This is a genomic window from Ancylomarina salipaludis (assembly GCF_004122035.1).
Classification (GTDB): Bacteria; Bacteroidota; Bacteroidia; order Bacteroidales; family Marinifilaceae; genus Ancylomarina; species Ancylomarina salipaludis.
The window spans coordinates 537,202-546,997 of sequence record NZ_SAXA01000001.1 but is presented as its reverse complement, the minus strand read 5'-3'; the positions used below and the strand labels follow the sequence as shown (position 1 = coordinate 546,997).

Sequence of the window (9,796 nt, the reverse complement as noted above, 5' to 3'; positions counted from 1 at the left end):
CCCAATTGATGTAAATTCTGATGCTGGGGTTTGTACCTATGCCAGTTCCCAATTGACCGCACCGACAACATCAGATAATTGTAATGTTGCAAGCGTTGTAGCAAGTCCAGCAAGTTTAGTTTCTGGATCAAATACGGTAACCTGGACAGTAACGGATGACGCAGGAAACACCAATACCTCTACTCAAATAGTAACAGTATTGGATGCCGAGAATCCAACGATAGCGACTTTAGGACCAATTGATGTAAATTCTGATGCTGGGGTTTGTACCTATGCCAGTTCCCAATTGACCGCACCGACAACATCAGATAATTGTAATGTTGCAAGCGTTGTAGCAAGTCCAGCAAGTTTAGTTTCTGGAGCAAATACGGTAACCTGGACGGTAACAGATGACTCAGGAAACACCAATACCTCTACTCAAATAGTAACAGTAACAAAAGATAATAATATTGCAGTTGTTGACGTAACAGGAACATCAGATCCTGAGACAGATGGAGGAATTGTAAATGGATCTCACTGTCCTGATTTGAATGGATTACAAGCAGTGGTTGCTCCAACACCAGGATATACATATTCAGCTGGTACATCACGAGTACAGTTTAGAGTCGATCGTTTATGTAATACAGGAGCCTGGTCTTTTGCCTATCAGATTAATGGAGCTAATGTTGATAAATTAGTTCTGATAACAGATGCAGGAACACCAATAAACGCTTCTAATGTAATTAGTTTGCCATCTGAAACAAATTATGTGCTTTTCACAATTGACGTGGAAAATGAGGTAAACACAGTATTACCAATTGACTTTAAAATTTCAGATGGAGGAACAGAAAGTGCAATAAAAGATGAAATTACAATACAACACAACTTGAAAATAATCCCACTAATTGGTGGCTTTCAATAATAAATAAAATTAACTCACAATATCTAAATTAAACTGCTATGAAAAAGCTTTTACTCTCACTCTTTATTTGTCTGGGAATCATCATGATTTCTACACAGACTTTTGCCCAGAATAATCCTGGTGAAAAATTACAACCTTATAATGGTGCAACTTATGACTATACTTTTAATGGGATACAACAAGGACTGTTATATGAATTTTACTTTAGTAATTCTGCAGATGGAATAAATAAAGTTGGAGAAATTGCAGCGATGGCTTCTAGTATGACTGGAGCTACAGGAACTGTTGGATCTGATAATAAAGCAACGGTAAGTGTTGAGTGGCCTTCTAATGCTGCAGGAACTTATGCAACAGGATTGTGGTTATTCGTTCATGTAAAGGATGCTGATGAGTCAACGATATGTCATAACTACAATGCTGTATTTATTCAGCCTATTGCAAATAACTTTGATGTGCTCGTAACCAACGATAAAACAGGTGATGCAACCACAAGTGATGTTTGTCCTGATATTTCTGGATTGAAAGCTGTTGTTGCTCCTACCCCTGGCTACGAAGCTGGAACAACTACAATGAATTTTACATTTAATCGTTCCGGTTCCACTAATAATTGGAATTTGGCATATAGCATAGGTCAAGTAGGTACGGGTAATTATACTTATAGTTTTAATGGCGGTACTCCTGTTGAGATTACTGTAAATGATAATACTACAAATATCCCAAGTGCTTTAGTATCAGGAGATGCACAAACTCTTCAAATTGTGTTGGATAATGTTCCGGGAGAAAGACCTGAGTTTACAATTACCGTAACTAGTGCTACTGATGCTGTTACTTCGGTGAGTGCAAAAACACCAAATGCGAATGTGGTTGAAACAGTGAAAATTATGCCAGTTATTGGTTCATTCGAATAAAACCAAGCATTTAATTTTAGATAAACGCAAAAAATATATAGACATGAAAAGAATAGCAATATTAACGATGCTTTGTATTGGGTTTGTGGGATTTTCTACAAAGTCTTTTGCACAGAGTACTCAGATTAATCCATTTGATGGAGCAACTCACACTTATGGTTTTGCAGATGTTGAAGCAAATGCATCGTATGAATTTTATGTGGTTGCGTCTGATAATCACTTAGGAACTGTAATAACAGATTTTGGACAATTTGTGGATGCAGCTGGAGATCCTTTAACTGATGGAAAAGGAACTATTGGAGCTGTACCAGGTAATGCATCAATTAAAATTAAATGGTCTGAAACTTTATCAACTACTTACCCTGATGGAGTGTACTTATTTCTGAAAGTCACAGCACAAGGTAGTACTTGTGGTGTAGGAAACTACAAAGGAATCTATATTGATGCGGTACCGAATGATTTCAATGTTGCTGTGGTAGGTCCAGCAACAGATCCAGACTGTAATGATATTACAGGAATTCAGCCAATTATCAATAAAACTGTAGCAACTGCAACAGATGAATATGATCCAGGAAAAACTTCATTCACATTTACGTTAACACGTGAGAATTCAACGAATGATTGGAGTGGAGCATACACAGTATCTTGTTCCGATGGTACAGTACCATTTACGATTAATACAGATGCTGCAACAACAGGAGATAAGTCAGGAACTATCACAAATGAGTCCAATAAAGATGTTGTTGTAACTGTAGAAATGATTAATACACCAGGGGCAAATCCAACTTTTACTCTTACAATGACGAGTGCTTCGGATGATGTAACAGGATTAACAGATCAATCTCTTGAGTCTGATAGTCAAACATTCAACTTGATGCCAAAAATTGGAAACTTTATTGCTGAATAGTAAAAAATATAAGACATGAAAAATATCTATAAATTATTAATCGCACTAGTTGTTTTAGTAAACTTAACCGAGCTTACTAAGGCACAAGGAACTTATCAGACACCTTGGCCTGGATCAAGTTTTAAATACAGCTTTGGAGCAATGGAGGCCGGGAATACCACGAAGTGGTATGTATCTAGAGATGCTAATGTAAATGCTATTGAAATTGCTGACCCAACAGGTGATTTTACAATTTCAGCAATTGATGGTACCGGAGCTTCTGTAACAGGAGGTGTATTAACAGGTCAAGGAATATCTCAAGTTAAAATTGATTGGGATGGAGCTGCGACAGGAATCTACTATGTTTACTTAAAGGTGTTTGATGGTAGTGAAACACAGTGTTTTAACGTGAAAGGTTTTAGAGTTGATGTTGTTTCTGGCGCATTTAATGCAATTGCTGAGAATGTTACTGGAGGAACGGTTGATGATAATGCTCAAAGAGGTGTAGTTAATGACGGATCCATTGTGGCAACCGACTGTCCTGACGAATCAACGATAAATCCAATTGCTAATGGTGGAGCTTATAGCTTGGGTACAACAGAAGTTGTTTTTAGAGTTAAACGTGAATTTTCAATGAACAACTGGCATCTGAAGTTTGGATTAAGCGTTGGTACAGTTAAATATGTTTATGGTCAGGATAATAATGAAATCACTGAAACCGCTACAAATGAATATGACGTATTAGCAGCTAATGACTACGTATTGGTATATGTTACAGTTCCAAATGTTCAGGACGCCACTCAAGACGTTACCTTAACTGTTGATGCAGTAAATACCAAAGATCTTGTGACATCAACAACGGATCAAGGAAGTACACCTGCTAATGATCCAACAGACAATGCAACGACTTATACAATTAAGGCTATTCCTACTATTGGTAATATGGTAGATTTAAATTAATAAATGAAAATAAACACAGTATATAAAACACTTATGGCTTTGGCCATATTTATCCTCTCGCTTGCTTCGGCAAGCGGGCAGGATGTATATACTGTTGTGGGAAATTCAAAAATTAAATATGGAGTTACGGATAATGCCGAAGTCCAAACTTATGAGTGGAAAGTTTATTCCAATAATTTATTAACTGTAGAAGCCACTGCTTCTGAATGTGTTTTAACACCTGTATCAGGGGAGCCCAATTCTATTTCTGTTGAATGGCTTGCTGATGGTGAATATTATCTCACATTATACGCAACTGGAACAAATGGTTGTAGCAATAAAAAGGCGTGGAAGTACAAAGTAGTTTCTACACCAACTATTGCTTTTGAGCAGTTAACATCAGAAGATTGTCCTGATGAGGACAGCAGTTTTGCTACTGTATTGGTAGCGAAATTCGATGTCGATAATGATTTATCGGAAAACAATTACCCTCTCACTGTAAACTATCGAATTGCAGGAGAAACAGAGGATAGAACTGCAAATGTCAATTTTGCAGATAAATTGCTTCATATCGAAGGTATAATAGAAGATATCAACAATGAAACAACAAACCGGATAACTATAGTAAACGCAAGAAACAAATACGGAGGAAAGCTTAACGTGGTTGCCGGACAAGATATACATACAAGAACAATTTTCAAGAAGCCTGTTATAACGGCTATTGAATTGAATTAAAAAACACAACTAAACATACTAAATAGAATCGGAATGAAAAACTTACTAAAAAAATCACTTTTTACGCTAGCATTTATTTGCTTAGGGTATGGAGTTTTTGCTCAAGATCAAGTTACAGGAGGTACATCACAAACTTTGACGGCAGTTCATACGTTTGGAAGTACATTTGCATGGACAGTAGTTGGTGATAATACAGGAACGACCGTGACTATTTCAGAAACTACAAGTGCGGTTACTTTCACTTGGCCAACTGTTGCTGATACTTATACGATTACTGTAATTACTACAGATATCAATGGGTGTAAAAGTGAGCCGTTTACTAAAAAGGTGCAAGTTCTGGGAGAGCCAACAGTTGAGTTTGCAGATGCAGGCGATGTAACTGGAGTTTGTTCTTCAGCAACAACAATTGCCGATAATGGTAGTACTCCTATTGTTGTTCATTACACAGGAGCACAACCATGGACATTAACTTATTCGATTTTGGATAATAATGATGTTGTTGTTGATGGGTTTAATAATGTTGAAGTGGCAAACTTGAATGGTGATTATACAATTGATGTCGCTCATACTTTTGTTAATAACGAAGCAACTGTTCAAAACTGGAAAGTTGTTATTAACTCTGCAAAATCAGCTGATGATGTAGTTGTGAATGCCACAGATAATGATAAAAATATCGTAGTATATCCTATGCCAGTTATCACAAATCTTACTTTAAACTAATATCGAATTAAATAAATGCTAAGAACTTTACTACATAAAACACTGCTAACCGCAATAGCCATCCTTCTAGGAGGATGGGCTGTTGTGGCGCAGCAAAATGTAGTAAAGGGAACTGCTCTCAGCTTTAAGGTGGACGACAATCCGACAGTGGATTATCGTTGGGTTATTTATAATGTAGATGCGGGGACAACAGCTAATTTGACTTCTAATACACATATTTCAGAGGAATACACCTTTAATATTGCTGGTAATTTTGAAGTGAGGGTTTATCCTGTGGATAGAATAAGCCGTTGTTTGGGTGAACCATTAACTCTACCTGTTACAGTTAACGGAGATCCGCCAACAATTACTTTTGACGACTTGTCTACGCCTTACGTTTGTTCGGCAAATAATGGTGTTAACCCCAGAGCAGAGATTAGTTGTACAGTGAACTATAAGGGACCTCTTCCATGGACTTTTAAGTATTCTGTAGATAGAGAACCTGCTGTTTTACCACCAGGTGCTGATGAAATTTGGACTTCAAGTTTTGATTTTGTTGTCACTATTAGAAATGAGTCAGGATTAAAGTCTCGTTCTGAAATTATGATTGTTGAGGCAAAAAGTCTTTCAGGTTTAGAAGTCGTTGAAAATATTGATGCTCACAGAGTTGAGATAGATGTATTGGGTTTGCCTGATACCAAGTTTACTGATTATGAGCCAAGTGTAATGGCGGGAACATTATATTCGTATAAAGCAAATATACTGAGACACGATCCGGATATTACACCTTCGTCTCCTGCGAGTAGTAAACGATACGAAATTCTTGTTCCGGATGGAGCCACAGTTTTGAATGAAAGTACCAGACTGTTGGCTGATGAACTTCATTCCGAATTGAGCTTCGATATTCAGTGGGGAGAAGAACTTGGACCTAAGCAGATCAAGTTAATTGAGAAGAATGCATTCAATTGTTATGGAGATACCATCTATGCCAATATCAATGTGATTGAAACTTTCATGGTTGATTTGGGTGCTGATAAAAATGTATGTAAGGGAGATGAAATTACCTTAACTCCAAGTATAGATATGGAGGGTAATTTCAAATATTTATGGTCTACAGGTGAAACAACAGAGTCGATTCAAGTTAGTACAGCCGGAACGTATACATTAACAGTTACCGAAACAAATCTTAATAAAACGTCAGTGGCTAGTGTTAAAGTCAATCTACTAGACCTGCCAGTGGTTGATTTAGGAGATGATTATGAACTCGCTGATGGTGAGGTGAAAACATTGGATGCCGGTGCAGAAGGGACTTATCTATGGTCTAATGGTGAAACCACTAAGACAATAGATGTTGATAGAAGTGGCTTGTATTTTGTTACTGTAACCGGAGTTAATGGTTGTCAGGCAACAGATGAGATTAATATCACAAGTGTGAATGATGTTTTTGCAATTGAATTGGGAGACGATATTGTAGCTTGTGTAAATGATGCTGTGGTTCTTAATCCAAATCCAAGCATTACTCAGAATTATAAATTCAAATGGAGTACTGGGGAAGAAACACAAACCATTAGTGTCAATGAATCTAAAACCTATTCAGTTGTTGTAACGGATGATGCCGGTAATGTAAAGCGCGACGAAGTTACAGTCGTGTTTAATGCTTTGCCAATTGTCGATCTGGGGGCTGATCGTAATATTTACGAAGATGAAAGTTTGACGCTTGACGCTGGAAATGCAGGTACAGGTGCAACTTATTTGTGGAGTACTGGAGAGACAACACAAACTATTGAAATTACCAATGCCGGGATTTATAGTGTTACCGTTACGAATAGTAATGGGTGTTCTAATACTGACGAAGTGAAGGTGATCGAGAATAAAGGTCAGAAATTCACCGTTGATTTAGGCGATGAGATTGAAATTTGCGAAGGTGACAGCGCTTTTATTGAGCCAACTATTGATAGAGATATTGATCCTACTTATAAGTGGATTCCGGGCGAAGCAACAGATAAAGGTATTTATGTCGATAAAAAAGGGAAATATTGTGTTGAAGTTTCTGATGCCTTTGGTAATAAAGAAACGGCTTGTGTAGATGTACTTATAAATCCTTCGCCTAAAGTAGATTTGGGAATTGATAGGAGCCTTGAAGTGGGAGAGACGGCAGTTCTGGATGCCGGTAATGATGGAATTGCTTATCTCTGGTCGACAAATGAAACGACTTCAACGATTGAGGTCAGTACAACTGGTGAATATTCGGTTATTGTTACCAATTCAAAAGGTTGTAATGGCAGCGATGCTGTAAATATACAATCAAAAGGCAGAAGGTTTCTTCCTTCGGGATTTTCGCCTAATGGCGATGGTAACAATGATGTGCTTAAGGTGAAAGGTGCAGATATTAAGAATGTAACTTTTATTATTTACAACCGAGGAGGGCGGAAAATATTTCAATCGAATAGAGTTGATATTGGTTGGGATGGTACTTATAAAGGAGAATTGCAAAGAATGGATACTTATGTGTATTTCTTGAAGGTGACTTTGGATGATAATAGTACGGAAATTCAAAGAGGAGAAGTTACCTTACTTAACTAAACGATGACGAATGGTTCATTTTTAATGTTCATGAAATTTCATTTTTGATAGAACATAAATTCTATGTAATGAATAGTTAGAGAAAGTTTAAGCTTCGGTTAAAAAATATTTGTAATTTAACGCACTATGTTTTTAGGGGTAATAAACTTTATTACCCCTTTATTTTGATAAGTTTGATACGGCTGGTTTTATAATTGAGTCAACTGAATTTAATGTCTGTAGGCTATACTATTGTTCGAGTATGAATAAATATAAAATACTATTTATTGTATTTATTATCTTTTTAGGATTGAAGCATGTTTCTGCACAGCAGGTCTATTCTTCTCAGTTCTACTCGATGCCTGTGTATTTAAATCCCGCCCTAACAGGGAACTCTGATTACAATATAAGAACGGGAGTCAACTATAGAAATCAATGGAATTCTGTAACTACACCTTTTGTTTCCGAATCGGCTTTTATTGATGGAAAAATGTCTTTTCCATATTTTGGAGCTTCATGGTTAGGTATTGGTGGCGTCTTTTTCACTGATAAGGCGGGTAAAGGGGGTTTGAAAACCAACCAATTAATGTTAACCAGCTCACTCAATAAAAGTCTAAATAGGGCTAATACCTTGTTCATTCACGGGGGATTAGGTATTGAATTGGTTAATAAGTCGGTTGATTACAATAAACTTATCTTTGGAGATCAATGGGACGGAACTATTTTTAGCCAAGGCAAACCTACCGAGGAGTTACCCAAGACACAATCCTTGTTTTATCTTGATTTTTCTTTGGGTGTTGCATTTACTTATTTTAAGGGCAGAACCCGATACTTTTGGGGAATGTCGGCCTCTCATCTTAATCAGCCAAATGAATCATTTTATGAAATTACCAATAACTTGAAACGGAGTTATAATTTTCATGGAGGAATCGAAACCAAATTAAGTTCTCGATTATATATCAGGCCTGAGTTTATGTATAAGAATGAGTACTTAACATCTGAAGTTGTAATTGGGGCTAATTTTATAATGGCTACAGGCGATAAAGGCATTATTTTGCATTATGGTGTCTGGTATCGAAATAAAGAAGATATTATTCCAACTATTGGCTTTCAGAAAAATAGATTTAAATTCCTGATTTCTTACGATATAGATGTGTCAGCTTTACAGTTAACTTCAGCTAATAAGGGGGGGGTAGAGATATCTTTAAATTATAATTATAATTATTCCAATCCAAGAAGCGTGACGCGATTAGTTAGAAAACGAAAAGCTAAGAAGTTAGGTGACAAGGCTATTTCATGTCCTAAGTTTACCAATGAGGATTAATCATTAGAATAAAAAAAAAACCTGTTCTGTTAGAAAAGGGGAAATGCTTGTCAGTTTAAATTCGGTCTTTTTTGATATATTCTTTTTTCTTTTTCTCGAGAGTTTTTCCTCCAATAACAATTACAATCTCACCTTTTACAGTTTTTGCTGAAAAATGAGCAATAAGTTCGGACAATGTGCCTCTTGCATTTTCTTCGTGTAGTTTGGTAATTTCACGTGAGACAGATGCTTTCCGGTCTTCACCAAAAATTTCAGCAAATTGGGTTAAGGTTTTTACCAGTCGGTGTGGCGATTCGTAAAAAATCATGGTTCTTTGTTCTTCAGCCAGTTCGTTCAGCTTGTTTTGGCGCCCTTTTTTTTGAGGTAAAAACCCTTCGAAACAGAAACGTTCGTTGGGGAGTCCGGAGTTTACCAATGCAGGCACAAAAGCGGTGGCACCAGGCAGACATTCTACTTCGATATCACTATCTAAACAGTGCTTAACAAGAAAGTATCCGGGATCTGAAATTGCCGGGGTTCCGGCATCCGATATTAAAGCTATGGTTTGTCCGGCTTTTATGCGATCAACAATTTGTTGAGAACTCTTATGCTCGTTAAATTTATGATGAGAAATTAAGGGTTTGCTAATTTCATATCGTTTCAGTAAAAAACCTGAAGTACGCGTATCTTCGGCAAGAATAACATCAACCGATTTTAAAACATTAATGGCTCGAATGGTAATATCTTCGAGGTTGCCAATTGGTGTTGGGACTAAAAATAGTTTCGACATGAAAGACGTTTTGCGATTTTTAATTATCGGTCAAAGATAAGGAGAATGTGATGATTACTGCTGTAAAAATGAT

9 protein-coding genes are annotated in these 9,796 nt (G+C 36.8%); 8 read left to right on the top strand and 1 reads right to left on the bottom strand.

The window, feature by feature from the left end; genetic code table 11:
- The 8 genes from EO244_RS16855 to EO244_RS02230 all read left to right on the top strand — a co-directional run.
- Positions 1 to 901 (top strand): hypothetical protein (locus tag EO244_RS16855; RefSeq protein WP_206734447.1); only part of this gene is annotated, 901 nt, incomplete at its 5' end.
- Positions 902 to 939: 38 nt separating this feature from the next.
- Positions 940 to 1,809, top strand: coding sequence for a hypothetical protein (locus EO244_RS02260; protein ID WP_129252499.1), 870 nt, complete (start codon positions 940 to 942; stop codon positions 1,807 to 1,809).
- Between the two features lie 43 nt (positions 1,810 to 1,852).
- On the top strand, positions 1,853 to 2,716 hold the full coding sequence (locus EO244_RS02255) for a hypothetical protein (RefSeq protein ID WP_129252498.1): 864 nt from the start codon (positions 1,853 to 1,855) through the stop codon (positions 2,714 to 2,716).
- Positions 2,717 to 2,731: 15 nt separating this feature from the next.
- Positions 2,732 to 3,655 (top strand): hypothetical protein, encoded by a 924-nt coding sequence (locus EO244_RS02250; protein WP_129252496.1) that lies wholly within the window; start codon positions 2,732 to 2,734, stop codon positions 3,653 to 3,655.
- Positions 3,656 to 3,658: 3 nt separating this feature from the next.
- Positions 3,659 to 4,369, top strand: coding sequence for a hypothetical protein (locus EO244_RS02245; protein WP_129252494.1), 711 nt, complete (start codon positions 3,659 to 3,661; stop codon positions 4,367 to 4,369).
- A 33-nt stretch (positions 4,370 to 4,402) separates the two neighbouring features.
- Positions 4,403 to 5,089: a hypothetical protein gene (locus EO244_RS02240; RefSeq protein WP_129252492.1), complete on the top strand. Its 687-nt coding sequence runs from the start codon at positions 4,403 to 4,405 to the stop codon at positions 5,087 to 5,089.
- Between the two features lie 15 nt (positions 5,090 to 5,104).
- Complete coding sequence (locus EO244_RS02235; RefSeq protein ID WP_129252490.1) at positions 5,105 to 7,651, top strand: T9SS type B sorting domain-containing protein; 2,547 nt, start codon at positions 5,105 to 5,107, stop codon at positions 7,649 to 7,651.
- A gap of 241 nt (positions 7,652 to 7,892) precedes the next feature.
- Positions 7,893 to 8,954, top strand: coding sequence for a PorP/SprF family type IX secretion system membrane protein (locus tag EO244_RS02230; RefSeq protein ID WP_129252488.1), 1,062 nt, complete (start codon positions 7,893 to 7,895; stop codon positions 8,952 to 8,954).
- Between the two features lie 55 nt (positions 8,955 to 9,009).
- Here the strand turns inward: EO244_RS02230 and rsmI are convergent, their stop codons facing one another.
- The gene (gene rsmI / locus EO244_RS02225) at positions 9,010 to 9,723 is read right to left on the bottom strand and encodes a 16S rRNA (cytidine(1402)-2'-O)-methyltransferase (protein ID WP_129252487.1); all 714 of its coding nucleotides are present in this window, start codon (positions 9,721 to 9,723) and stop codon (positions 9,010 to 9,012) included.
- Positions 9,724 to 9,796: the final 73 nt, after the last annotated feature.

What these genes read in the sequence shown, in the direction of transcription:
- EO244_RS02260 (WP_129252499.1), top strand. Translation starts at nt 940, where the DNA reads ATGAAAAAGCTTTTACTCTCACTCTTTATTTGTCTGGGAATCATCATG.
- EO244_RS02255 (WP_129252498.1), top strand. Translation starts at nt 1,853, where the DNA reads ATGAAAAGAATAGCAATATTAACGATGCTTTGTATTGGGTTTGTGGGA.
- EO244_RS02250 (WP_129252496.1), top strand. Translation starts at nt 2,732, where the DNA reads ATGAAAAATATCTATAAATTATTAATCGCACTAGTTGTTTTAGTAAAC.
- EO244_RS02245 (WP_129252494.1), top strand. Translation starts at nt 3,659, where the DNA reads ATGAAAATAAACACAGTATATAAAACACTTATGGCTTTGGCCATATTT.
- EO244_RS02240 (WP_129252492.1), top strand. Translation starts at nt 4,403, where the DNA reads ATGAAAAACTTACTAAAAAAATCACTTTTTACGCTAGCATTTATTTGC.
- EO244_RS02235 (WP_129252490.1), top strand. Translation starts at nt 5,105, where the DNA reads ATGCTAAGAACTTTACTACATAAAACACTGCTAACCGCAATAGCCATC.
- EO244_RS02230 (WP_129252488.1), top strand. Translation starts at nt 7,893, where the DNA reads ATGAATAAATATAAAATACTATTTATTGTATTTATTATCTTTTTAGGA.
- rsmI (WP_129252487.1), bottom strand. Translation starts at nt 9,723, where the DNA reads ATGTCGAAACTATTTTTAGTCCCAACACCAATTGGCAACCTCGAAGAT.